The 22281-nt window shown below is 66.4% G+C and carries 22 protein-coding genes, 2 pseudogenes and 1 riboswitch; of the genes and pseudogenes, 18 read left to right on the top strand and 6 right to left on the bottom strand.

Going from position 1 to position 22281, the window contains the following annotated elements; all coding sequences use genetic code 11:
- Positions 1 to 166: 166 nt before the first annotated feature.
- The 4 genes and pseudogenes from L1080_RS19390 to L1080_RS19375 all read left to right on the top strand — a co-directional run.
- Positions 167 to 559, top strand: a pseudogene (locus L1080_RS19390) (AAA family ATPase); the annotation flags it as partial.
- Positions 560 to 694: 135 nt separating this feature from the next.
- Positions 695 to 2524: a LuxR C-terminal-related transcriptional regulator gene (locus tag L1080_RS19385; protein WP_250777220.1), complete on the top strand. Its 1830-nt coding sequence runs from the start codon at positions 695 to 697 to the stop codon at positions 2522 to 2524.
- An 85-nt stretch (positions 2525 to 2609) separates the two neighbouring features.
- A pseudogene (locus L1080_RS19380) lies at positions 2610 to 2846 on the top strand (cytochrome C oxidase subunit IV family protein); the annotation flags it as partial.
- A gap of 369 nt (positions 2847 to 3215) precedes the next feature.
- Positions 3216 to 3908 (top strand): VOC family protein, encoded by a 693-nt coding sequence (locus L1080_RS19375; protein WP_236603481.1) that lies wholly within the window; start codon positions 3216 to 3218, stop codon positions 3906 to 3908.
- A gap of 133 nt (positions 3909 to 4041) precedes the next feature.
- Here the strand turns inward: L1080_RS19375 and L1080_RS19370 are convergent, their stop codons facing one another.
- Positions 4042 to 4641 carry a TetR/AcrR family transcriptional regulator gene (locus L1080_RS19370; protein WP_250777211.1) on the bottom strand — a complete coding sequence of 200 codons (600 nt, stop codon included), beginning with the start codon at positions 4639 to 4641 and terminating at the stop codon, positions 4042 to 4044.
- Positions 4642 to 4832: 191 nt separating this feature from the next.
- On the opposite strand from L1080_RS19370, the gene L1080_RS19365 reads away from it, so the two are divergent.
- The 10 genes from L1080_RS19365 (at position 4833) to L1080_RS19320 (ending at position 13617) form a co-directional block, all read left to right on the top strand.
- The gene (locus L1080_RS19365) at positions 4833 to 6050 is read left to right on the top strand and encodes an acetyl-CoA C-acetyltransferase (RefSeq protein ID WP_250777210.1); all 1218 of its coding nucleotides are present in this window, start codon (positions 4833 to 4835) and stop codon (positions 6048 to 6050) included.
- A gap of 11 nt (positions 6051 to 6061) precedes the next feature.
- Positions 6062 to 6820: an SDR family oxidoreductase gene (locus L1080_RS19360; protein ID WP_250777209.1), complete on the top strand. Its 759-nt coding sequence runs from the start codon at positions 6062 to 6064 to the stop codon at positions 6818 to 6820.
- Positions 6813 to 7484 (top strand): HAD family hydrolase, encoded by a 672-nt coding sequence (locus tag L1080_RS19355; protein WP_250777208.1) that lies wholly within the window; start codon positions 6813 to 6815, stop codon positions 7482 to 7484. Before L1080_RS19360 ends, L1080_RS19355 begins: the two co-directional genes overlap by 8 nt.
- Positions 7481 to 8245 (top strand): 3-oxoacyl-ACP reductase FabG, encoded by a 765-nt coding sequence (gene fabG, locus L1080_RS19350; RefSeq protein WP_159919755.1) that lies wholly within the window; start codon positions 7481 to 7483, stop codon positions 8243 to 8245. The genes L1080_RS19355 and fabG overlap by 4 nt, the downstream gene beginning before the upstream one ends.
- Positions 8242 to 8694 (top strand): MaoC family dehydratase, encoded by a 453-nt coding sequence (locus tag L1080_RS19345; RefSeq protein ID WP_159919757.1) that lies wholly within the window; start codon positions 8242 to 8244, stop codon positions 8692 to 8694. Before fabG ends, L1080_RS19345 begins: the two co-directional genes overlap by 4 nt.
- Complete coding sequence (locus L1080_RS19340; RefSeq protein WP_250777207.1) at positions 8694 to 9722, top strand: phosphotransferase family protein; 1029 nt, start codon at positions 8694 to 8696, stop codon at positions 9720 to 9722. The genes L1080_RS19345 and L1080_RS19340 overlap by 1 nt, the downstream gene beginning before the upstream one ends.
- Entirely contained in the window at positions 9722 to 9877 is a 156-nt protein-coding gene (locus tag L1080_RS19335) for an acyl-CoA dehydrogenase (RefSeq protein WP_159919761.1), read from the top strand. The genes L1080_RS19340 and L1080_RS19335 overlap by 1 nt, the downstream gene beginning before the upstream one ends.
- A complete protein-coding gene (locus L1080_RS19330; RefSeq protein WP_250777206.1) occupies positions 9874 to 11394 on the top strand; it encodes a Re/Si-specific NAD(P)(+) transhydrogenase subunit alpha in 1521 nt (506 codons plus the stop codon). The genes L1080_RS19335 and L1080_RS19330 overlap by 4 nt, the downstream gene beginning before the upstream one ends.
- Positions 11395 to 11399: 5 nt before the next feature.
- On the top strand, positions 11400 to 12818 hold the full coding sequence (gene pntB / locus L1080_RS19325; RefSeq protein ID WP_159919765.1) for a Re/Si-specific NAD(P)(+) transhydrogenase subunit beta: 1419 nt from the start codon (positions 11400 to 11402) through the stop codon (positions 12816 to 12818).
- Positions 12819 to 12963: 145 nt separating this feature from the next.
- A complete protein-coding gene (locus L1080_RS19320) occupies positions 12964 to 13617 on the top strand; it encodes a TetR family transcriptional regulator (protein ID WP_159919768.1) in 654 nt (217 codons plus the stop codon).
- Positions 13618 to 13677: 60 nt separating this feature from the next.
- Here the strand turns inward: L1080_RS19320 and L1080_RS19315 are convergent, their stop codons facing one another.
- A complete protein-coding gene (locus L1080_RS19315) occupies positions 13678 to 14460 on the bottom strand; it encodes an SDR family NAD(P)-dependent oxidoreductase (protein WP_250777205.1) in 783 nt (260 codons plus the stop codon).
- A 144-nt stretch (positions 14461 to 14604) separates the two neighbouring features.
- Here L1080_RS19315 and L1080_RS19310 point away from each other — a divergent pair, with 144 nt between their 5' ends.
- Positions 14605 to 15333, top strand: a complete 729-nt coding sequence (locus L1080_RS19310) for a VIT1/CCC1 transporter family protein (RefSeq protein WP_250777204.1) — start codon at positions 14605 to 14607, stop codon at positions 15331 to 15333.
- Between the two features lie 13 nt (positions 15334 to 15346).
- On the opposite strand, the gene L1080_RS19305 is transcribed toward L1080_RS19310, so the two are convergent.
- Positions 15347 to 16228 (bottom strand): universal stress protein, encoded by an 882-nt coding sequence (locus L1080_RS19305; protein ID WP_250777203.1) that lies wholly within the window; start codon positions 16226 to 16228, stop codon positions 15347 to 15349.
- 262 nt (positions 16229 to 16490) lie between these two features.
- Between L1080_RS19305 and L1080_RS19300 the strand changes: the two genes are divergently transcribed.
- Positions 16491 to 17144: a transglycosylase family protein gene (locus tag L1080_RS19300; RefSeq protein WP_250777202.1), complete on the top strand. Its 654-nt coding sequence runs from the start codon at positions 16491 to 16493 to the stop codon at positions 17142 to 17144.
- Between the two features lie 22 nt (positions 17145 to 17166).
- Here L1080_RS19300 and L1080_RS19295 read toward each other — a convergent pair whose 3' ends face one another.
- Positions 17167 to 18141: a pseudouridine synthase gene (locus tag L1080_RS19295; RefSeq protein WP_284708973.1), complete on the bottom strand. Its 975-nt coding sequence runs from the start codon at positions 18139 to 18141 to the stop codon at positions 17167 to 17169.
- A gap of 134 nt (positions 18142 to 18275) precedes the next feature.
- Here L1080_RS19295 and L1080_RS19290 point away from each other — a divergent pair, with 134 nt between their 5' ends.
- The gene (locus L1080_RS19290) at positions 18276 to 20258 is read left to right on the top strand and encodes a CocE/NonD family hydrolase (protein ID WP_250777218.1); all 1983 of its coding nucleotides are present in this window, start codon (positions 18276 to 18278) and stop codon (positions 20256 to 20258) included.
- Positions 20259 to 20298: 40 nt separating this feature from the next.
- A complete protein-coding gene (locus tag L1080_RS19285; RefSeq protein WP_250777201.1) occupies positions 20299 to 21177 on the top strand; it encodes an oxidoreductase in 879 nt (292 codons plus the stop codon).
- A 19-nt stretch (positions 21178 to 21196) separates the two neighbouring features.
- Here the strand turns inward: L1080_RS19285 and L1080_RS19280 are convergent, their stop codons facing one another.
- Together L1080_RS19280 and L1080_RS19275 are read right to left on the bottom strand one after the other, a co-directional pair.
- On the bottom strand, positions 21197 to 21619 hold the full coding sequence (locus tag L1080_RS19280; protein WP_159919782.1) for an organic hydroperoxide resistance protein: 423 nt from the start codon (positions 21617 to 21619) through the stop codon (positions 21197 to 21199).
- Positions 21620 to 21623: 4 nt separating this feature from the next.
- Positions 21624 to 22082, bottom strand: coding sequence for a MarR family winged helix-turn-helix transcriptional regulator (locus L1080_RS19275; RefSeq protein WP_159919784.1), 459 nt, complete (start codon positions 22080 to 22082; stop codon positions 21624 to 21626).
- A gap of 82 nt (positions 22083 to 22164) precedes the next feature.
- Positions 22165 to 22268: riboswitch (TPP riboswitch) on the top strand.
- Positions 22269 to 22281 lie beyond the last annotated feature (13 nt).

The raw sequence follows: 22281 nt of genomic DNA, 5'->3' as shown, positions 1-22281 counted from the left end.
GCGGCCACGGCATTGCACGCAGAGGAGCTGATCGCACATGGCGGGGACTGTGGAGGCCACGTCAGACTGGTCTGCCACTTCAGTGAGCCGCGTTGTCGACGCGATAACCCGCGGGTAACGTGTCCGGCACCTGGTCGTTGCTCAGGTGGTGCGAGTGGAGTGTGTCATGGCAGTACGGTCTGGGAATGGACCGTCCGGTGTTCCCGCGGAGCTGACCAGTTTCGTCGGCCGCCGGAAGGAGGCTGCTGAGGTACGGACACTCCTATCGACTGCGCGGCTGGTGACTCTCGCCGGCGTAGGCGGCGTCGGGAAGACGCGGCTAGCGCTGCGGGTGGCAAGCGACGTCCGCCGCGCCTTCCCCGACGGGGTCTGCCTGGTCGAACTGGCAGCCTTGAAGGATGCGGCCCTGTTGCCACACACCGTGGTGAACGCACTCGAGTTGCTGGAGCAGTCCACGAGGCCTCCCACAACCGTCCTGGCGGACCATCTACGCGGTCGGCAGATGCTCCTGATCATCGACAATTGTGAGCACTTGCTGCAGGCTGTCGCTGACCTCGCTGAGCTTCTGCTCAAGATGGCACCGGAACTGAAGATCCTCGCTACCAGTCGGCAAGCCCTCCGGATCACCGGTGAGCACATCTATCTTGTCCCACCTCTCCCCGTCCCAGACGCGAGAGCTCCGCACACACCTGGCATGGCTACCGGCTTTCCGGCAGTTTCTCTGTTCGCCGACCGAGCCTCGTCGGCAGTGCCCGGGTTCACCATCAGTCCTGCCAATGAAGCGGCAGTCATTCGCCTCTGTCACAGGCTGGAAGGCATCCCGCTCGCGATCGAGCTGGCCGCCGTCCGACTGCGCGTGCTGGATGTCTCGGACCTTGCAAATCGGCTCGACAGCAGGTTCGAGTTACTTCTTTCGGGGAGCAGGAGTGCACCGAAACGGCACCAGACCTTAAAGGCACTAATCGACTGGAGCTACGACCTCTGTGCCGTGCGCGAGCAGGAATTGTGGGCGCGTGCCGCAGTCTTCGCAAACGGCTTCGGACTCAGTGCCCTCGAAGCCGTCTGTGCGGACGAACAAATTCCCCCTGAGACCATTCTCGACACGGTTGCCGAGTTGACCGAAAAGTCAATCTTCGTGCGCGAGGAGCATGGGGGACGCGTCCGTTTCCGCATGCTCGAGACCATTCGAGAGTACGGGCAGGCTCGGTTACGTGAGAGCGGATCCGAACCGGTGTTTCGCCGCCGCCATAGGGACTGGTGCCTCCAGCTGGTGGAGCAAGCCGCCACCGAATGGTTCGGCCCACTACAGGAGGACTGGGCGAGTGTTCTTCAGGACGAGCACGCGAATCTGCGTGGCGCACTCGAATACTCCCTCACGGAGCCAGGCGAGATCGGCGTCGCCCTTCGCATGGCTGGTCTTCCTTGGTTCATGTGGCTCGCTCTCGGATTCATGACTGAGGGTCGCCACTGGATCGAACGGGCCCTTCAAGCAGACAAGACGCCCAGCCACGAGCGCGCCTGGGCCTTAGCGACCTGCGGTTACATCACAATCCTCCAAGGGGATAGGGAAGCCCAAGCAGCGCTTCTCGCGGAAGCCCATCGGCTTGCCGTCGAACTCGACGACGATGCCGCTCGCGCCTACGCGACGCACTTGCTCGGAATGCAGGGCAACTTCAGTGGCGAGCTCGCAGCCGGGATTCCGCTATTCGTCGAAGCCCTGGAACGCTACGCCGCCGTCAACGTACCCCAGGACTACCCCAATTCACTTCGCATTCCACTGGCCATCACGTACTTGCTGCTGGGCGAGTTGGACAAGGGCTCGGCCGTGGTCGACGAACTCGAGCGGCTGTGCGAGGTAGCCGGCGAACGCTGGCTCCTCTCGTATGCGAAATGTGTCCGCGCCTTCCTCCACTTACTGAGTGGCCGCCTAACGGAAGCAGAGACACTTCTGCTTGATGCACTGAGAGTCCGACGGCCCATCCACGACATCTTTTGGCGTGCGATGGCTTTGAACTTCCTTGGTTGGGTCACCGTCGCGAAGGGCGATTGCACACGCGCAGCAGTGATTCTGGGCGGCGCCGACACGCTCTGGCAGACTATCGGTGCGCCGTTATTCGGATCGATCCAACTCCAGGCTCGGCGCCGACAATTCGAGGCTACCGCAAGAAAGGCCATCGGCGACGACGCGTTCGACAGTGCCTTCAAGCGCGGACACGGCCTAGACGGAAACGCTGCGGTGGCATTCGCCTTGGGCGAACCCCTCCGCGAGCGGCAACGGGCCGGCGCAGGTCGCTCCGAAGCGGAGCCAGACCCCAGCGAGCTTACCCCGCGCCAGCGTGAGGTTGCCGAACTGGTGACGGACGGATTGACAAACGGTGAGATCGCCTCACGGCTCTTCATTTCGCCGCGTACCGCCGAAGGACATGTGGAAAATATCCTGACCAAGTTGGGCTTCACGTCCCGTGCGCAGATCGTGAACTGGGTGGCAGCACAGCGATTCGCATCGATCAACGACTCCCGCTAGCTGCTCGCGTGACCGCCCGCTGAATTGGCACCGGCATCGGGGGCGCGACGAGCGCACGCACTTAATACTGCAACGACAGTTTGTGATGTCGATGTTTGGAGTGGCTGGCGCGCGCTCCGGCCTGGCTGGCGCGGCGTCAGTTCGATCGGTGCCAGACATGCGGGCGACAGCAGTTTGGGCACTGTTGATGGCGGCTACCTGCGCCTCCACGTGGCTTCTGTCGAAGAATGCTCTCAGCCCAACCATCGCTGTCGTCGGCATTTTCCTGATCCCTGCCGTAAAAGTCCGGTTCGTGATGCTGGACTTCATGGAGCTGCGACATGCGCCGCTGCCGGTACGGATCGCGTTCGAGGGATGGATCGTGCTGGTGACGTGTCTGATCCTCGAGTTCTGGTTCGCCACCCCCGGCGATCACCGGCTGACAACGCATCCACCGTCTGTCCCACGGCTCGCGGCCGAGAGCGACGCCTCCTCGCCAACCGACTCCTTCGCAGCTTCTTCAGGCGCCTGCGAAGGAGTCGGTTCGCGCCGGAGACATGTTGCAGTGCTCCGGATTTCACGCCATCGGGCGCTGACGTGCCGATCCCGACGGGTTGAGCCCGCGGACCCCGGCCTCGTCGGGACCCGGTCGCGGCGGATGTGGGGACAACAAGCCCTTCCCGTGGTAGAGAGCGCTTGCTATAGTACGGTCATGACCACTTCCCCCCTGCCTCGAATCCGTCAAGCCGTACTTGTTGCACGTGACCGCGAATCTGCCGTCAAGGCGCTGCGGGCTCAGCTCCCACTCGGTGACCCGTTCAACGATCCCGAGGTCGAACAGTTCGGAGTCCGCAACGCAGTCATGCCGCTCGGTGACTCGTTCGTCGAGGTAATCGCGCCGTTCGAGGAGGGGACCGCGGCCGGCCGCCATCTCGATCGGCTCGGCGGTGACGGCGCCTACATGGTCATGTTCCAGGTCGACGACATCGCCGCCGCCCGCACACGAATCGACCAGCTCGGCTTGCGCACCGTCTACGACCTGGAACGCGACGGCGACACCGACATTCATCTCCATCCCGGCGACGTGCCGGGCGCGATCGTGGCGATCGACTCGATGAAGTTGCCGGAGTCGTGGCGCTGGGCCGGCCCGAAATGGATCGCAACGGCACCAGCCGAGCTCGGTCCGGGCCGCGTGACCGGAGCGACGGTGACCGCCCGCGAGCCCGCTGCGCTGGCGAAGACATGGGCAGCCGTCCTCGGCGTGGACGCCGATGGTGACCGGATCGCGCTCGACGGCGGCGAGCTCCGCTTCGTCCAGGGCGAGCGCGACGGGATCGCCGCCTTCCACATCGCCGGAGTAACTGCCGACACCTCGATCGGCGACTTCCGCTTCGTGTACGTGTGAACCCGGGCGCGGCCGGGCCGGCGGGACGGTAAATCGCGGCCGGCCCGGCCACGTCGGGTGCGTGGCACGAACGATCGGACTACCCGCGGCAACGCGGCCCGATGGCACAGCGGATCGGTCGGGAGCAGACCGGTCACGAGCGGGCGGCCACGATGTCGAGTGCCATGTCGGCATACTCCTTGCCGATCTGATCGGGCGTCCAGCGGCCGCCCTCACGATACCAGCGGGCGAGGTCGATGCCGAGGGAGAGCAGGGCGGTCGCGGCGAGCCGCGGGTCCCGAGGGTGAAACTCGCCGGCATCGACCCCGCGCGCGACAAGTGCGCGGATCTCGTCGTCGATCTCCCGCCGCAGTCGGCGGATCACCGCGAGGTGGTCTGGTGTCAACGCACCGATCTCGTAGTTGATGACCCGCGCTCCTACGTGGTCGCGGGCGTGGTGGGTGGCGAAGTCGTACACCACTCTGCGGAGTGCGTCGACAGGGTTGTCAGAGGCCGCGATGGCTCCCCGGATGAGCCGCAGGGTGTCGTCGTGTCCCTCCTTGGAGATCAGGTAGAGCAACTCCTCTTTCGACTTGTGGTGCACGTAGAGCGCCGCCGGGCTCATGCCGGCTGCCGAAGCGATGTCACGCGTCGTCGTTCCGTGAAAACCCTTCTCGGCGAACGCAGTGACCGCGGCCTCGAGCAGGCGGGCGCGCGACGTTTCGGCGCGGGAGAGGGCAGTCTGTTCGGTCATCGCGATTCCATTGTCTCTGTCGGCAGGGGCGTCGTCGAGGTGGGCATCGACGCGCAGGGGGCTTGGTGGCGCGGCTCACACAAATGCCGTCGGCTGCCTGGTTGACGGGCCGCCGTACCGTGCACCATAGTAGCGATTAAGCAAGCGCTTAGTCACTTACGCGCCAGTCGCTGAGAGAGGCCGCAACATCGATGCCCGAAGCCGTGATCGTCTCCGCCGTCCGCTCGCCGATCGGGCGGGCCGTCAAGGGCTCGTTGAAGGACATTCGTCCCGACGACCTCGCCGTGCAGATGGTCCGGGCCGCGCTGGCCAAGGTGCCCGAACTCGACCCGGCAGAAGTGGTCGACCTCGCTCTCGGGGTGGGCCAGCCGGCAGGGGAGTCGGGAAACAACCTGGGCCGTGCGGTCGCGGTCCTGAGCGGGCTGGATCACCTGCCGGGCGTCACCGTCAACCGCTACTGCTCGAGCAGCCTGCAGACCACACGAATGGCCTTCCACGCCATCAAGGCGGGCGAGGGTAATGCCTACATCTCGGCCGGCGTCGAGACGGTGAGCCGGTATCCCCATGGGTTCGCGGACAACCCTGAGGCGCAGAACGCTGCCTTCACCGCCGCTCAGGCCCGCACCGCCGAGCGCGCGGCCGCCGATGCCGAGAGGTGGCAGGACCCGCGGCACACGGGGCACCTGCCCGACCTGTACATCGCGATGGGACAAACGGCGGAGAACGTCGCGCAGGTCCTCGGCATGTCGCGCCAGGAGCAGGACGAGTTCGCCGTGCGCAGTCAGAATCTGGCCTGCCAACGCATCGAGGAGGGCTTCTGGGCCCGCGAGATCGCGCCGGTCACCATGCCCGACGGAACCGTCGTCTCCGCCGACGACGGTCCGCGGCCCGGCACGACCCTCGAGGGCGTCAGCGGGCTCGCGCCGGTCTTCCGCCCGGACGGCACGGTGACCGCGGGCAACGCATGTCCGCTCAACGACGGTGCCGCGGCGCTGATCGTCATGAGCGACACGAGAGCCGAGGAGTTGGGTCTCACGCCGCTGGCTCGGATCGTCTCGACGGCGGTCACCGGCCTCTCCCCGGAGATCATGGGCCTCGGGCCGGTGGGCGCAATCCCGGCTGCGCTGCGCAACGCGGGGCTGAGCCTGGCCGACATCGACCTGTTCGAAATCAACGAGGCGTTCGCGGTCCAGGCGCTCGGATCCGCGCAGCAGCTGGGTATCCCGCTGGAAAAGCTCAACGTCAACGGCGGCGCAATCGCCGTCGGCCACCCGTTCGGCATGACCGGAGCCCGCATCGCCACCACGCTCATCAACTCACTGCAGTGGCACGACAAGCGCTTCGGCGTCGAATCCATGTGTGTCGGTGGCGGTATGGGCATGGCCATGGTCATCGAACGTCTGAAGTAAGAGGAACTGACATGAACAAGCGTTTCGAGGGTAAGACCGCGATCGTCACCGGAGCGAGCCGCGGTATCGGGCTCGCCATCGCCGAGCGGCTGGTCGCCGACGGCGCCCGCGTCGTCATCACGGCGCGCAAGAAAGAGGCCCTGGACGAGGCCGTGACCCACCTCGGCGGTCCGGATGTCGCGCTCGCCGTCGCGGGCCGCGCCGACGACGCGGATCACCAGGGCGACGCGGTGCGGCAGGCGGTCGAGACCTTCGGGAGCATCGACTTCCTGGTCAACAACACCGGGATCAACCCCGTCTACGGTTCGCTCGTCGACCTAGACCTGGCGGCTGCTCGCAAGATCGTCGAGGTCAACTGCATCGCCGCGGTCTCCTGGGTCCAGCAGGTGCACAAGGCCTGGATGAAGGACAACGGCGGCGCGATCGTCAACGTGTCGTCGCTCTCCAGTATTCGCACGGCGCCCGGGATCGGGTTCTACGGCGCCAGCAAAGCCATGCTGAACTCGCTCACCGAATTGATGGCAGTCGAACTCGGGCCGGACATCCGGATCAACGGGGTCGCTCCGGCGGTGGTGAAGACGCGGTTCGCCACGAAGCTGTACGAGGGCCGCGAAGACGCGGTCACCGCGGCGTACCCCCTGAAGCGGCTCGGCGTACCAGAGGACATCGGCAGCGTCGTCTCCTTCCTGCTCTCCGACGATGCCGCATGGGTCACCGGACAAACCGTCGTCGTCGATGGCGGCGTCAGCCTCCAGAGCATGGGTGAGTGAGCCGGTGCGAGAAATCGATGCGGTCCTCTTCGACTACGGCGGCGTACTCACCGGTCCGGTGCGGGACTCGATCGCGGCGTGGCTAGCCGCGGATGGAATCGAGCCCGAGTCGTTCTCACGTACGTTGCGTGCCTGGATGTCCCGTGATGTCGAAGACGGTACGCCGGTCCATCGGCTGGAGACCGGTGCGCTCCCGGTCGCGGCTTTCGAGGCGTTGCTCGCGGCAGAGTTGCAGACCACCGACGGGCGCGTAGTCACGCCGGACGGGATGCTCAGCCGGCTCTTCGCCGGCATGCAGGCCGACTCGGCAATGTTCGAACTGGTCGAAGACCTGCGCGAAACCGGTCTCGAGGTCGGCCTTCTCTCCAACAGTTGGGGCAACACCTACCCACGCGCCCGAATCGACGAACTGTTCGATCCGGTCGTGATCTCCTGCGAGGTGGAACTCCGCAAACCCCACGCCGCCATCTACGAACTTGCCGTCGACAAACTCGGCGTACCCGCCGACCGGGTGCTCTTCATCGACGACGCCGAGCCCAACGTGATCGGTGCGCGGGCAGCCGGCCTCCAATCCATGCTGCACATCGACCACGCGTCGACGCGCGCCGCCCTGGCCGAACTGGTGCCAGGCCTCACACCCCACCCCACAGGAGTTCCCGCATGACCACACCCACCACGACCCGGACCGCCATCGTGACCGGAGCCGCCCGCGGCATCGGAGCCGGTGTCGCGAAGCGCCTCGCCGCAGACGGCCTCGCCGTTGCCGTCCTCGACCTCGACGAGACCGCCTGTAAATCCGTTGTGGCCGAGATCGAGACGGCGGGGGGCCGGGCACGTGCGGTCGGCGTCGACGTCGCCGACGAGGCGGCGGTGCAGGCCGCGGTCGAGCGGGTCGCCGCCGAGCTGGGCGAGCCGACCGTGCTGGTCAACAACGCCGGGATCCTCCGGGACAACCTGCTCTTCAAGATGACCACCACCGACTGGGACGCGGTGATGAACGTCCACCTGCGTGGCACTTTCCTCATGACCCGTGCCGTGCAGGGTTACATGACCAAGGCGAACTGGGGTCGCGTGGTCAACCTGTCGAGCACCTCCGCGCTCGGTAACCGGGGCCAGGCCAACTACGCCGCAGCGAAGGCCGGGATCCAGGGCTTCACCAAGACGGTGGCCCTCGAGCTCGGCAAGTTCGGCGTGACCGCGAACGCCATCGCGCCAGGATTCATCGAGACCGAGATGACCAAGGCCACCGCGGAGCGGATGGGCGTGCCGTTCGACGACTTCAGGGCCTTCTTGGTCAAGGAGATCCCGGTCGGGCGCGCCGGCCAGCCTGCCGACGTCGCGCACGCGGTCTCGTTCTTCGCCAGCGAGGGCGCTGGCTTCGTGTCCGGTCAGGTGCTCTACCTCGCGGGCGGGCCGAAGTCATGAGGGTCTTCGACGGCATCGCCGACCTCGAGAAGGCCGTGGGCACGCACCTCGGTCACTCCGAGTGGCACACGGTCAACCAGGACCAGATCGACGCCTTCGCGGCGGCGACGGGCGACCACCAATGGATCCACGTCGACCCGGCGAAGGCGGCCGAGGGGCCGTTCGGAACGACCGTCGCCCACGGCTTCCTGACACTCAGCCTGGTGCCGATGCTCACCTGGCAGGTGTACAAGGTCGAGGGCGTCAAGATGGGCGTCAACTACGGCGCCGACAAGCTCCGCTTCCCCTCGCCGGTGCCGGTCGGGTCGCGCGTCCGGGCGGGCGTGGAGCTGACCTCGGTCACGCCGAACAAGCTGGGCTACCAGGTCGCCACCCGGGTGACGATCGAACGGGACGGCGGCGACAAGCCGGCCTGCGTCGTCGACATGCTCGCGGTCGTGGTGCCGTGATGGCAACCGCACAAACGCCCCTCGGCCTCGATCTCGATGTCCTCGGCGCGTGGTTCGCGTCTGAAATCCCGGGCTCGGGCAGCGATCTGCGGGCGACCCTGATCGCCGGCGGAAGGTCCAATCTGACCTACATCGTGACCGACGGCCGGCAGGAATGGATCGTCCGTCGGCCACCGCTCGGTCACGTGCTCGCGACCGCCCACGACATGAACCGCGAGTACCGGGTCATGTCGGCGCTCCAGAACACCGGGGTGCCGGTCCCACGGACCTTCGCGTTGTGCACCGATCCTGCGGTGCTGGGCGCGGATTTCTATGTCATGGAGCGGTGCGCCGGTACGCCGTACCGGACCGCGTCCGAGCTCGAACTGCTCGGCACCGAGCGGACTCGCACGATTTCCGAACGCCTCGTGGACACGCTCGCCGCGCTGCACGCGGTCGAGCCGGCGTCGGTCGGGCTCGGTGACTTCGGGCGCCCGGAGGGGTTCCTCGGCCGCCAGGTCGCCCGCTGGAAGAAGCAGCTCGACGCGTCGCACACCCGTGACCTGCCCGCCGCCGACGAGCTGTATCGCAGACTCGCGGAGTCAGTGCCGACCGAGTCCGCTGCGGGCATCGTGCACGGCGACTTCCGGCTCGACAACGTCCTGGTCGACAACTCCGATCAGGTGGCCGCCGTCCTCGACTGGGAGATGGCCACGCTCGGTGACCCGCTGACAGATCTGGCGCTCATGCTCGTCTACTTCCGACTCGATGCAGACGCCGGCAGCGACTCGGCGGGCAATGTGTCGACTGCGCCCGGGTTCCTCGACGAGCGTGCGGTGATCGAGCGGTACTCACGCGGCAGTGACCGCGACCTCTCCGGGTTCGGCTTCTACCTCGGCCTCGCGGCCTTCAAGCTCGCCGCGATCATGGAGGGCATCAACTACCGCCACCTGCACGGCCAAACGGTCGGCGACGGCTTCGACCGCGTCGGCGAAGCGGTCCACCTGCTGCTCGACGCAGGCCTCAACGCACTGAAGGAGAACACCTGATGGGCTTCCAGGAGCTCGAGCACCGCTTGACGTGGGAACACCCGACGCACCTGTACCTGAAGGCGAAGGCCGACCAGGTCGCGTTCGGCACCGCAGGCGCACACCGCGCCGCGCTCGACGGCCTCGTCGACCTCACGGTGGGGGAGACGCGATGATTATCGGAGTGCTGAAGGAGGCGCGTGCCGGGGAGACTCGGGTCGCGGCAACGCCGACGACCGTCGCCGCGCTGCAGAAGCTCGGTTACCAGGTGGTGGTCGAGCCCGGCGCCGGCGAACCTGCCGGCTTCACCGACGGCGCGTACGCCGAGGCGGGCGCCGAGCTGAGGGATCCGCTCACGGCCGACGTGGTCATCGGGGTGAACCCACCGACGCTCGCGCAGCGGGACCGGTTGCAGCCGGGAGCCACGCTGATCGCGATGCTCAACCCGCGGCTCGACGACGGAATCGTCGCGGACCTGGCGCAGCGCCCGATCACGGCGCTGTCGATGGACGCCGTGCCGCGGATCTCACGCGCACAGTCGATGGACGTGCTGTCCTCGATGGCGAACGTCGCGGGTTACCGCGCCGTGGTGGAGGCCGCCCACGAGTTCGGCCGGATGTTCACCGGGCAGGTCACCGCGGCCGGCAAGATCCCGCCCGCGCGGGTCTTCGTTGTCGGAGCGGGCGTCGCCGGACTCGCCGCGATCGGTGCTGCGTCCGCCATGGGCGCGATCGTGCGTGCTTTCGACGTGCGCCCGGAGGTGGCCGAGCAGGTCGCGTCGATGGGCGCGGAGTTCGTCGAGATCGATTTCGAGGCCGAGGTCAGCGCCGACGGTTACGCCAAGGAGATGACCGCCGAGCAGGAGATCGCCACCGCGGCGATGTACGACGAGGAGGCGCGTGCGGCAGACATCGTCATCACCACCGCGCTGATCCCGGGTCGCCCCGCCCCGAAGCTGATCACCGAGGAGACCATCGCCGCCATGCGCAACGGCTCGGTGATCGTCGACATGGCTGCGGCCAACGGCGGCAACGCCGCGTTGACGAAGACCGATGAGCGCGTCGTCAGCGACAACGGCGTCCGAATCCTCGGCTACACCGATTTGGCAGGCCGGCTCGCCGCCCAGGCGTCACAGTTGTACGGCACCAACATCGTCAACCTGCTCAAGCTGCTCACGCCCGGTAAGGACGGGGAGCTCGTCCTCGACTTCGAGGACGTCGTGCAGCGTGGCATCACCGTCGTGCGGGACGGCGAGTCGACCTGGCCGCCACCGCCCGTGCAGGTCTCGGCCGCACCCCGCACGCCCGCCGCGGCAACTGTCCCCGCCGCCGAACCGAAGGAGCCGATGAGCCCGGGCAAGCGGCTCGGCGTCGTCGCGGCGGTGGCTGCGGTCCTGTTCCTGCTGATCGGCGTCGCACCCGCGCAGCTCCAGCTGAACCTGACCGTATTCGCGCTGGCGATCGTGATCGGCTACTACGTGATCGGGCACGTGCACCACGCGTTGCACACCCCGCTCATGTCGGTGACCAATGCAATCTCCGGGATCATCGTCGTCGGCGCCCTGCTGCAGATCGGCAAGGGCGACACCGCGATCACGGTGATCTCATTCGTAGCAGTCCTGTTGGCCTGCATCAACATCTTCGGTGGGTTCGCGGTTACGCGTCGCATGCTCGCCATGTTCTCCAGGAGCTGACCGGCATGGACATACCTTCTGCATCCGTGGCGGCCTTCCTCGTTGCCGCCCTCCTCTTCGTGCTCACGCTCGCGGGGCTCGCTCGGCACGAGTCCGCCAAGCTCGGCAACTATTTCGGCATCCTCGGCATGGCGGTCGCTCTGGTCGCGACCACCGCGCTGGCCTTCGACGGCGGTGTCGACAGCCTCGGTGCCGTCCTGCTCGTGGTCGCGGTCATCCTCGGCGCCACCATCGGCCTCACGTTGGCCCGCAGGGTCGAGATGACGGGCATGCCGGAGCTGATCGCGCTGTTGCACAGTTTCGTCGGCCTGGCCGCCGTGCTCGTCGGCTGGAACGGCTACCTGCACGTCGAGAACCATCCTGGCGGCCACGAGTCGGCGGTGCTCGATGCCGCCGGACTGCTCGGCATCCACAGTGCCGAAGTGTTCATCGGCGTGTTTATCGGCGCGGTCACCTTCACGGGCTCGATCGTCGCCTACCTCAAGCTCTCGGCGAGGATCAAGTCGGCGCCGCTGGTACTGCCGGGCAAGAATGTGATCAACCTCGGCGCGCTCGTGGTCTTCGCGGCCCTGACTGTGTGGTTCGTCATCGACCCGCAACTGTGGCTGTTGATCGTGATCACGATCCTCGCGCTCGCCCTGGGCTGGCACCTGGTCGCGTCCATCGGCGGCGGCGACATGCCGGTCGTCGTTTCGATGCTCAATAGCTACTCCGGTTGGGCCGCAGCGGCTTCCGGGTTCCTGCTCAACAACAACCTGTTGATCATCGTCGGCGCACTGGTCGGCTCCTCGGGTGCCTACCTGTCCTACATCATGTGCAAGGCGATGAACCGATCCTTCATTTCGGTGATCGCCGGCGGGTTCGGCGTGGTGGCCGGACCGGCGGACGACGTCGACTACGGCGAGCACCGTGAGATCCAGGCGGACGCCGTGGCGGAGCTGCTCGCCGGCGCGAAGTCGGTCGTGATCACCCCGGGCTACGGCATGGCGGTCGCGCAGGCGCAGTACCCGGTTGCCGATCTCACCGCGAAGTTGCGGGCGAAGGGGGTCGACGTGCGTTTCGGCATCCATCCGGTCGCGGGGCGCCTACCCGGCCATATGAACGTATTGCTGGCAGAGGCCAAGGTGCCCTACGACATCGTCCTGGAGATGGACGAGATCAACGACGACTTCTCCGACACCGACGTGGTTCTCGTCATCGGCGCGAACGACACCGTCAACCCGTCCGCGGCCGAGGATCCGGCGTCCCCGATCGCCGGGATGCCGGTGCTCGAGGTGTGGAACGCCAAGGACGTCATCGTGTTCAAGCGTTCGATGGCCGCCGGCTATGCCGGGGTGCAGAACCCCCTGTTCTTCCGCGACAACAGCCAGATGCTGTTCGGTGATGCGAAGCAGCGGGTCGACGATATCCTCAGTGTGCTGTGACCTTCGGGGAGTTGTAAACGCCGCCGAACCGTGAATGCGGGCCCCGCAATGGGCGCGTCTTGTTCGTGTCGTAGAGCGCGGCGGACAGCCGGGCTCCGGGCAGCCGCCACCGCCGACGCCACGGCTGACTCGCTAGGCTGACCCCATGAGCACTGCTGAAGAGCCGTTGACCGCGGGCCGCGACGGGCTGTTGTCGTTGCTGCGTCACGGACAACTCCCCTCACGGGCAGCGAAGGCACCGCAGCGGGAGCGTTATCAGCGCATCGTCGCGGCGGCCATGGAACTCGCGTCCGAGGGTGGCTACGACGCCGTGCAGATGCGGGCGATCGCAGATAGGGCCGGGGTCGCCCTCGGCACCGTGTATCGGTATTTCCCCTCGAAGAACCACATGCTCGTCATGGGTCTCCTCATGGTGTTCGAGGGAATGCGCGCCCGCTTCGAGGACGTCGTGATCCCCGGGGATACTCCCTCCGAGCGGATTCTGTTCGTTCTCCGCAAGAACACGGAAGTGCTGGAGAAGGACCGACCGCGATACGAGGCGCTGGTTCGGGCGTTCATGTTCGCCGACGCGTCGGCGTCGGCCGAGCTCGATGCCTTCGGCGCGCTGATGACGGAGATGTTCGCCAAAACCATCGGCGTCGAGAAGATCTCGGACGACCAGCTGAACGCAATACGCGTGATCGGTGACGTCTGGATGTCGAGCCTGGTGTCGTGGGTGGCCGGCCGCATTTCGGTCGACGAGGTCATGTCGCACCTCACTCTTGCTGTCCGCCTCGTGTTCCGGCGACTGGGCGGCTGAAGGTCGGGCTACTCCCGACAACGAAGTTCGCTGACGGATGTGCACGTCGGCGGCGGCCCCTTACGCCGTGTATCCACCGTCTACGTCGAGTTTCTGTCCGGTGATGAACCCCGCACGGTCACTCGCCAGGAAACACACGGCCTCGGCGATGTCCGTGGCCGTGCCGAAACGGCGCAGCGGGATGCGGCTCATGGCCACGTCGAGGGCGCGCTGGTCGAGATCGGCTGAAGAGATGAGGCGCTGCGCCATTCCGTCGGTGAGCATGCCCGGGCCGACGGAGTTGAAGCGGACCCCGAAGCGGCCCTCCTCGGCCGCGAACCCCTTGACCAGTTGCTCGACAGCACCTTTGGTGCCTGCCGAGAGGCCGTCGCGGACGGGGTAGCGGCTGGTGGCAGCGGTCGTGACCGCGACCACGGAACCTGCGGATTCCCGTAGGGCAGGGAGGGCGGCGCGGACGACGGTGAAGAACGCGACAGCTTCCTGTTCTAGATGGACGGCGTAATCCTTCGGCGTGATCTGCGACAGGTGGACCATCGGAATGTGCGGTCCCGCTGCGTGAATCAGGATGTCGAGCCCGCCGAAGTGCTCAACCGTCTGCCGAACGACCTCGGCGACGCGAAGTTCGTCGACGAGATCCGTGGAGAAGGCGGCGCAGGTGACACCGGTCTGCTCGAGTTCGGTCACCAGGTCGGCCGCGACATCGGCGTGGGATCGGTAAGTGATGGCCACGTGGTGCCCGTGGTCCGCGAGTCGCCGCGCCACGGCGGAACCGATGCCGCCTGTGCCGCCGGTGATCAGAGCGGACAGTCGCCGCGGGGGAACGCTGTTGCCGGGTGCCGCCATAGGGACTCCAATGATCGGGGACGAGCCACAACAACCTAGCAACTGCTTGGTCGCGCTGCGAACCGAGCGACCGCGCAGCGAACCGAGCGACAGCGCAGCCTTGCCTCGCTATCGGGCAACACCATGCGGGCCTAGCCTGAACCCATGTCCGCAGAACGCGCTGAGTCCTCGCATGCCGCCGTGGAACCGCACGGCCCCACCCTGGCCGGTCGCCTCAACTGGTTGCGTGCCGGGGTTCTCGGAGCGAACGACGGCATCGTGTCCACCGCCGGTCTTGTGGTCGGTGTCGCGGCGGCCACCACCGAGCGATCGGCGATCTTCACCGCAGGTTTCGCCGGTCTGGCGGCCGGCGCTGTGTCCATGGCTCTCGGCGAGTACGTGTCGGTGAGCACGCAGCGCGACACGGAACGGGCGTTGCTGTCGAAGGAACAACAGGAACTTTCCGAAACCCCGACTGCCGAATTCGAAGAGCTCGTGGCGATTTACGAGCGAAAAGGGTTGCGCGAGGACACTGCCCGCACGGTGGCCCGCGAACTCACCGAACACGATGCCTTTGCCGCGCACGTCGACGCCGAGTTGGGTCTCGATCCGGACGAACTGACCAATCCGTGGCAGGCGGCCGGGTCTTCGGCGCTGTCCTTCACTCTCGGTGCTGCCATTCCCTTACTGGCGATACTTCTCACGCCGGTGCACCTTCGCGTCCCTGTGACTTTTCTGGCCGTACTGTTCGCACTGGCCCTGACCGGGTCGGTGAGTGCCACTCTCGGCGGCGCTCGGCGGACCCGCGCCGTCCTGCGGGTGGCGCTCGGCGGCGCACTCGCCATGGGGGTGACCTATGGCATCGGTCAGTGGGTGGGGACCGGCATCACGTAGCGCCGGACGAGTCTCAGCTTCGACAGATCATGACCGGAGTGGTGGCGTGGTGGAGCAGGTTCTGGCTCGTCGAACCCATCAGCGCGCCGAGCAGCGGTCCACGGCCATGGCTGCCCACGACGATCAACTGGGCGTCGGTGGCGTGCTGGAGAATGACGTCCGCGGCGGCGCCCTGCTGAGCCACCTTCGTGACGGCGACGTCCGGGTACCGCTCCGACTCGCCGGCCAAGCCCTCCGACAGGACGGCGGCTTCCTCCTGTTTCACCGCCTCCCAGTCGACGAGCATGCCGGTGCCGCCCGCTCCGAATGTCGGCGAGCCCTGCCAGGTGTGGACCGCAACCAGGGGCGCGCCGAAAAAGGAGGCGAACTCGAATGCGTGCGACACCGCGTCGCGACTGAGTTCGCTTCCGTCGACTCCGACCACGACGGGACGACCGTCCGGCGCACTCGCCTCGCCGCGCAGCACGACGACCGGGCACTCCGCACGGTTGGCCACGTGCAGCGCGGTCGATCCGAGAAGGACCGACCGGAACGCCCCTGCTCCGGTCGAACCCAGCACGATGAGTCGGGCCCAGTCGGCGGCTTCGAGCAGGGCCGTGCCCGCCGGTCCGGGACTGATCGTCGTCTCGATCGTGAGATCCGGGTATTGCTGTCCCAGTAGCTTCTTCGCGGTGTCGACGATGGCCTCGCCGTCCTCTCTCAATTGGCTGAGAAACTGCGATTCCAGCATGATCGACGCCGGGCTGTACAGCGGGCCGTCCTGCGGCAGCGCGTGGACGAGTGACAGTGTGGCGCGCCATTTCGCTGCTACTGCGGCGCCCCACGTGGCGGCGGCCGTGGACGCGTCGGATCCGTCGAGGCCGACGACGACGGAATGGCTTGAAGAGGTGCTCACGTCTGGTTCCCTTCGTCGGGCTGTACTCGTCCGGTGTCCACAGTGCCTTATGTGCGTACTTTGCGGACCCACCTCCGGCAAGTAACGGACTCGTCACGACACGGCCACGGATCGGCGTCGAAAATCCGGAATTCCGAAGATTCACCTGTCACAACACAATAGTCGTACACCTGTACTTTACTTCTGCCTCAGAGGTATCGGGAGGAGGTCACGAAGGGGAGAAGCCGACCATGTCCGCGAGCGCGGAGAGGAAGGACTCAGCATGACCACATGCCACATCGAGAGGCGCACCCTGGGGTGGATTGCCACGATCGGCGCAGCCGTGACGGTTCCACTGGGCCTGAGCGCCGGTGTTGCGTCTGCCGCACCGCACAACTGGGACGCCGTCGCCGAATGCGAAAGCGGCGGCGACTGGACGATCGATACCGGAAACGGTTACTACGGGGGCCTGCAATTTCTGCCCGAGACCTGGAAATCCCATGGCGGAAAGGGCGACCCGTCGGAAGCGAGCCGAGCGGAACAGATCCGTATCGCCGAAAAGGTGCTCCAGAGCCAGGGGGTCGGCGCGTGGCCGGACTGCGGCCAATACCTGACAGACCCCGTCGAGGTGCCGCAAACGAACGAGCCGCCGGAAACGCCGGATGTGGGCGAGGTGCCGGAAGTGAGCGAGGTGCCCGAAGTGGCTCCGTCGTCGCCTGTGCCCGAAGCGGCTCCGTCGTCGCCTGTGCCCGAAGTGGCTCCCTCGTCGCCTGTGCCCGAAGTGGCTCCGTCGTCGCCCGGGGATCTCACTCCGGCCGAAAAAGCGGCCGCGGTGAAGGCGGCTGCCCAGGAGGCTCTGGACAGTGCGCGCCGCCTCGCCGAGCAGAACGGCTCCGGTCAGGTTCTGGAGCAGAGGGTGGCGGCCTCGCAGGAGTAGTTCGACGTCCCTTCGCTGAGTGTCAGTGCGCCGGAGGTGTGGACGTCGGCCATGTCAGGGTCCGCTCACTGACGAACCGGCGGCGTGCACCCGACAAGGGATCGGTGAATTCCACCGAGCGTGCGAGTAGGCGCAACGGAGTCGAATAGTCGTTCCCGGCAACGTCATAGAAGTCGGGGTAGAAATTGTCACCGAAAATCGGGATGCCGAGTGCGCTCATGTGCAACCGCAGCTGGTGCGTCTTGCCGGTGTGCGGGAGCAGTCGATAACGCGCGGCATTACCGCGGATTTCGAGCAGTTCGATGCGACTCTCGCTGTTCGCGGGCCCCTCCGTCTCGAAAGCCTTCAAGACGCCGCGTTGCTTGACGATGCGGCTGCGGACCGTTGCCGGCAGGGTCAACTCGGGGTCGTAGCGGGCAAGTGCCTCGTACTCCTTGCGCACTTCCCGTCGATCGAACAGCGATTGGTAGTCCCGCCGCACCTCGCGTCGGACGGTGAAGATCAGAACTCCTGCGGTGAGACGATCCAGCCGGTGCACGGGCGTCAGGTCGGGAAGTCCGAGACTCCTGCGCAACCGTACGAGTGCGGACTCGACGATGTACGCGCCCCGTGGTGTGCTGGCCAGGAAATGGGGCTTGTCGACGACGAGCAGATTCTCGTCGCGATGCAGGATCTCGATCTCGAACGGCACCCGCGATTCCACCGGAGGATCCCGGTAGAGATAGACGTCTCTCCGCGGGACGAACGCCGTCGACTCGGTGACGGGGTGCCCCCGCTCGTCGACCACCTCCCGCGCGGCCACCTTCTCGCGGAGCCGTGTTTCGTCGTGGGGAAAGCGGCCGACGAGGTACTCGAGGACGGTGGGCCACGGTCCGTCGTCGGGCGTCCTCAGCCGCGTCGGGTTGAGGCCGTCACGAACGGGAAGCGGGGCGTCGGGCACACCGTCGACGGTAATGCAGCTTGTCTGTAACTCGGCGTTGACCTGGCGCGAACCCATGGTTACTATCCGGTAAGTTTGTGACGCGGGCCACCCTGGCCGCTGAGGCGCGTCATCGGAAAGTTCACGGGGGTTCTTAGGTGATCGTGCGTCGCTGGGCGTTTCGACCAGGTGTATTGGCAGTCGCGGTAGCAATGTCCATAGGGCTCGCTGTAGCGCCCACGGCGTCCGCTGACCCGACCGGAGGTCCCGCAGCCGCACAGTGGCTGGCTGCCGTCGATGCACCGCCGGCCTACCCGGTCGTCGCCATCGACTGGGACGTGCCCATCACGATGAGCGACGGGACGGTGCTGAAGGCGAACGTCTACCGGCCTGCCGACGCGGCAGGCATTCCGGTCGACACGAAGATGCCCTCGGTGCTCAATGTCACGCCTTATACCAAGTTGATCGGCAACGTCGTCGACTCGGTGCTCGCGGTCCCGGGGCTCGAAGACACCGTTGTCGACCTGGTGAATTCCTACAACCTCGCCGGGACGCCGTTCGACGGCATCACCGAGGCCGCGAAGGTTCTGTCAGGCGGCGGCATGCGCGTTTTCGGTGTCAACCGTGACCTCGTGCAGAACGGGTACACGCAGGTGGTCGTGGATGCGCGGGGCACCGGCTTCTCGCAAGGCGAATGGCAGGCACTCGGCCCGGTCGAGCAGCGCGATTCCGTCGAGGTGATCGATTGGATCAGCAAGCAGAGCTGGTCTGACGGCAGAGTCGGGATGGGCGGCGTGTCCTACTCGGGCATCAACTCCCTGCAGGCCGCGGGTCATCAGCCGCCTGCCCTGAAGGCGATCTTCCCCACCGAACCCGGAAACGATCTGCTCCGCGACATCGTCGGGACCGGCGCCGGACTGGGTGTCGGTTTCATGCCCCTCTGGCTCTCGCTGGTGAACGGTCTCAAGTTCGTTCCGGACGTGCAGGCGCTCGCGCAGGGCCGCTTCGACCAGACCTGGCTTCAGGATCGGCTTCGGGATCCCCTGACGCTGTTCCCGGCTCTCCTCGAGGCCATGACAGCGCCCACCGTGAACGACCTGGATCCCGGCACGCTGCGGGTAGCGCAGGATGGAGAGTTCTACGAGGAGCGCAAAGCCCTGGTGGACAACATCGAGGTGCCGACGATGCTCTACGGCGCGTGGCACGACATCTTCGCCAACAGCGAGCCTCGGGTCTACAACGAGATCCTCCTGCCGGCGGGCGAGAAGCAGCTGATCATGAGCGACGCCTACCACATCAACTTCGGCGGTGGGTTCGGGGAGCCGGGGGCCCCGCCGCGCCTCGACGTTCTCGAACGCGCTTGGTATGACAAGTGGTTGAAGGGTATCGACAACGGAATCGACGGCTACGGCCCGGTCACGCTGTATCAGCAGGGCAACGGATGGACCACTACCGATTCGTTCCCCCGGGCCGGCGTCGACTACCAGCGGATGTATCTGTCGAACGCGCCGAGCGGCACGGCGGGGCATGCTGCGCACGACGGCAGCCTCGTCGCGGCGCAGCCCGCCGATTCCGCGAATCTGACGGTGGCGCCGGGCCTACGGGCGCTGTGCTCGCGTGACGGCGCCCAGGGGACGGCCGGGGCGGCCGTGATCTTCGGATCTGCCTGCACCAAGGACTCCCGTTTCAACGAGGTTGAAGGCCTCACATTCACCAGCGCTCCCGTCACCCGGCCCACCGAGTTGTCGGGGCCCGTCAACCTGCATCTCGAGACGGTGCTCGACGCCACCGACGGTTTCTGGGCGGTCACACTCAACGACGTCGCCCCCGACGGTACGTCGACGACCTTGACCAATGGGGCGCTCACTGCGTCGATGCGTGCGGTGGACGATGCGCAGAGCACGAAGTCTCCCAACGGCGACTACACCGAACCGCATCACTACCTGACAGTGGCGGCGCGCCAGCCCCTCGTTCCCGGGGAGGTCACACCCGTGGACATCAACTTCGTGCCCACCGACGCCGTCCTGGCGCCCGGACACCGGTTGCGTGTCGACGTGTACGCGAGCAGCTTTCCGCGTTATCTGCCGCTCGGACCGATGCTCGCGGACAGCCAGTTGAAGCCGCAGCATGTCCGGTTGTCGCCGGACAGGCCGAGTTTCGTCAACCTCCCGCTGGTCGGAGCAACGGCGTGGTGACGGGTGTTGGCCGCGTCCCGACTTCCGTAGGGTTGCTCTCATGACCAAGTGGACAGCAGCGGACATCGCGGATCAGCAGGGCCGGACGTTCGTCGTCACGGGCGCCAACAGTGGATTGGGGGAGGTGGCTGCGCGCGCACTCGCCAAGGCGGGCGCTCACGTCGTCCTCGCCTGCCGCGACACCACGAAAGGCGACGCGGTCGCGCGCACCATCGGTGACAACGCCGAGGTCCGCCGACTCGACCTCGCCGATCTGGCCTCGGTGCGGGACTTCGCCGCGGGCATCGATTCGGTCGACGTGCTGGTGAACAACGCCGGAGTGATGGCGGTTCCCCGGCGTAAGACCGTCGACGGCTTCGAAATGCAGATCGGCACAAACCATCTCGGCCACTTCGCGCTCACCGGACTGCTCCTCGCCAAGATCACCGACCGAATTGTCACGATGTCGAGCACCGCGCACAAGATGGGATCCGTGGACCTCGACGATCTCAACTGGGAAAACCGCAAGTACAACCGGTGGAGCGCGTACGGACAGTCGAAACTCGCGAATCTTCTGTTCACCTACGAGCTACAGCGCAGACTCGCCGCGGCGGGGTCATCGGTCAAGGCTGTGGCCGCGCATCCCGGTTACGCATCGACCAATCTGCAGGCCCACACCGAGTCGGTACAGGACAAGCTGATGACCGTCGGTAACCGAATCTTCGCGCAGTCAGCGGAGATGGGTGCGCTGCCCATGCTGTACGCGGCCGCCGTTCCCGATGTGGCGGGCGGTAGTTACCTCGGGCCGGACGGGCTGTTCGAGCAGCGTGGCCACCCGAAGGTAGTCGGTTCCAATGAGAAGTCGCGGGACGAGAAGACCGCGGGTGCCTTGTGGTCGTTGTCCGAGAACCTGACGGGCGTCGAATACACCTTCGCGTGACCGACGCCCGCCGGTAGGTTCAGTCCTCGGTGACGTCCAGGGTGACCTCGACGTTTCCCCGAGTTGCGTTGGAATACGGGCAGACCTGGTGCGCCTTCTCGGTCAATTCGAGGGCCTCGTCCCGCGAGAGGTGGGGCAGGGACACTTCGAGGGTCACGGCGAGACCGAAACCGCCGCCGTTTGCCGAGCCGATTCCGACGCGCGCACCGACCGCCGAGTCGGTGACATCGGCCTTGGCCTGGCGGGCGACCATCTGCAGTGCCGAGTGGAAGCACGCGGCGTAGCCGGCGGCGAACAACTGCTCCGGGTTCGTGCCGTTGCCCGAACCGCCCATCTCGACGGGGATGGCAAGGTCGAGATCGAGTCGGCCGTCCGAGGTGCGGGCGTGGCCGTTGCGGCCTTCTCCGGTGGCGAGGGCTTCGGCGGTGTAGAGAATCTGCACGGGATTACTTCCTTTTCAGGGGATCGGTTGCGGTGTACTGGTGTAGCGATTCGGTGAGACGACTCAAGGTGTCGCGGAGGGCGACGAGCTCGTCGACGTCCATACCCGTGGAGCCGGCCAGTGCGGCCGGAATGCCCACGGCGGAATGCCGCAGCTGGGTCCCGGCCTCGGTGAGGTGGATACCGACCCGCCGCTCGTCGGCCGAGTCGCGACGACGCTCGACCAACCCGAGCGATTCGAGTCTCTTGAGTAGCGGTGACAGGGTGCCGGTATCGAGATCCAGGGCGTCGCAGATGTCGCGCACGCCGCGGCCGTCCCGCTCCCACAGCACCAACAGAACCAGGTACTGCGGGTACGTCACACCCAACTTCTCGAGCAGCGACCGGTAGGTGGCCGTCATGGCCCGCGATGCCGAGTAAAGGGCAAAGCACAACTGGCGGTCGAGGGTGAGAGGGTCGGTCACCCCAGAATGGTTGCACACAACTTAATTGTGCGCAACAAAGACGGGTGCGGCTTTCTCTTTTCGCGACTGCGCTTAGACTGTCGCCAGTGACACGGGGTGCTGCCCGGCGAGAGCTGGGCGGCTGAGAACACACCCGTCGAACCTGAACTAGGTAGTGCTAGCGAAGGGATGTCGCGCCGACCGCTGATGCGTGCGGTCG

Origin of the sequence: Rhodococcus sp. MSC1_016 (assembly GCF_023667485.2) — a bacterium.
In the GTDB taxonomy this organism is placed as follows: domain Bacteria; phylum Actinomycetota; class Actinomycetes; order Mycobacteriales; family Mycobacteriaceae; genus Rhodococcus_F; species Rhodococcus_F oxybenzonivorans.
Note: the sequence above shows the minus strand (reverse complement) of the source record. Positions and strands in the feature narration are given on the sequence as shown.

Bases quoted from the DNA above. Each gene is read 5' to 3' on its own strand.
- L1080_RS19385 (WP_250777220.1), top strand. From the start codon at position 695: ATGGCTACCGGCTTTCCGGCAGTTTCTCTGTTCGCCGACCGAGCCTCG.
- L1080_RS19375 (WP_236603481.1), top strand. From the start codon at position 3,216: ATGACCACTTCCCCCCTGCCTCGAATCCGTCAAGCCGTACTTGTTGCA.
- L1080_RS19370 (WP_250777211.1), bottom strand. From the start codon at position 4,641: ATGACCGAACAGACTGCCCTCTCCCGCGCCGAAACGTCGCGCGCCCGC.
- L1080_RS19365 (WP_250777210.1), top strand. From the start codon at position 4,833: ATGCCCGAAGCCGTGATCGTCTCCGCCGTCCGCTCGCCGATCGGGCGG.
- L1080_RS19360 (WP_250777209.1), top strand. From the start codon at position 6,062: ATGAACAAGCGTTTCGAGGGTAAGACCGCGATCGTCACCGGAGCGAGC.
- fabG (WP_159919755.1), top strand. From the start codon at position 7,481: ATGACCACACCCACCACGACCCGGACCGCCATCGTGACCGGAGCCGCC.
- L1080_RS19345 (WP_159919757.1), top strand. From the start codon at position 8,242: ATGAGGGTCTTCGACGGCATCGCCGACCTCGAGAAGGCCGTGGGCACG.
- L1080_RS19340 (WP_250777207.1), top strand. From the start codon at position 8,694: ATGGCAACCGCACAAACGCCCCTCGGCCTCGATCTCGATGTCCTCGGC.
- L1080_RS19335 (WP_159919761.1), top strand. From the start codon at position 9,722: ATGGGCTTCCAGGAGCTCGAGCACCGCTTGACGTGGGAACACCCGACG.
- L1080_RS19330 (WP_250777206.1), top strand. From the start codon at position 9,874: ATGATTATCGGAGTGCTGAAGGAGGCGCGTGCCGGGGAGACTCGGGTC.
- pntB (WP_159919765.1), top strand. From the start codon at position 11,400: ATGGACATACCTTCTGCATCCGTGGCGGCCTTCCTCGTTGCCGCCCTC.
- L1080_RS19320 (WP_159919768.1), top strand. From the start codon at position 12,964: ATGAGCACTGCTGAAGAGCCGTTGACCGCGGGCCGCGACGGGCTGTTG.
- L1080_RS19315 (WP_250777205.1), bottom strand. From the start codon at position 14,460: ATGGCGGCACCCGGCAACAGCGTTCCCCCGCGGCGACTGTCCGCTCTG.
- L1080_RS19310 (WP_250777204.1), top strand. From the start codon at position 14,605: ATGTCCGCAGAACGCGCTGAGTCCTCGCATGCCGCCGTGGAACCGCAC.
- L1080_RS19300 (WP_250777202.1), top strand. From the start codon at position 16,491: ATGACCACATGCCACATCGAGAGGCGCACCCTGGGGTGGATTGCCACG.
- L1080_RS19295 (WP_284708973.1), bottom strand. From the start codon at position 18,141: ATGGGTTCGCGCCAGGTCAACGCCGAGTTACAGACAAGCTGCATTACC.
- L1080_RS19290 (WP_250777218.1), top strand. From the start codon at position 18,276: ATGTCCATAGGGCTCGCTGTAGCGCCCACGGCGTCCGCTGACCCGACC.
- L1080_RS19285 (WP_250777201.1), top strand. From the start codon at position 20,299: ATGACCAAGTGGACAGCAGCGGACATCGCGGATCAGCAGGGCCGGACG.